At 33.0% G+C, this 512-nt stretch carries 1 protein-coding gene; it reads right to left on the minus strand.

Annotation, left to right across the window (positions count from 1 at the left end; genetic code table 11):
• The coding region (locus Z053_RS0127495) for a PorP/SprF family type IX secretion system membrane protein (RefSeq protein ID WP_025668174.1) at positions 1–512 on the minus strand (512 nt) is incomplete at both ends.

The raw sequence follows: 512 nt of genomic DNA on the forward strand, positions 1-512 counted from the left end.
ACTTCTTTAAAACGTGAAGCAAAAAAACGATATCCTGAATACGCATAATATGGAGTCTCTAAATTAATATTATCCTCAGAAGACAAAGAATCTCCTAATAAGTTTGGAGCAGAAACTCCTATATAAACATGCTCTCTATTATACAAAAATCCTACTCCCAAAGTAGGGATAACCGTATTAATATTATTTGCAAAATTAGGGTCATTATCAATACCTAATTCTAGTAAATTTTCGTTATAAATCATTGCACCTCCCGTAATCCCAAAAGATAATACATTGGGATTATAAGACCACCATCGCACCTGGTTATAATTATGGTCAAAAACTATTTTATAAGCATATGAACCAAACAAATGTGTAGCTGTAGTTACTCCTACCTGGTCACTATAAACTCCTGCTCCTAATCCCATATTTTTTGAACCCAATGGCGAATTGACTGTTAATCCTATATTTCTCGGACTACCATCTAACTGATTTAAATATCCTCTATTGGTCAGAGTAATATCAGAATC

Origin of the sequence: Aquimarina megaterium XH134, from assembly GCF_000520975.1 — a bacterium.
Classification (GTDB): domain Bacteria; phylum Bacteroidota; class Bacteroidia; order Flavobacteriales; family Flavobacteriaceae; genus Aquimarina; species Aquimarina megaterium.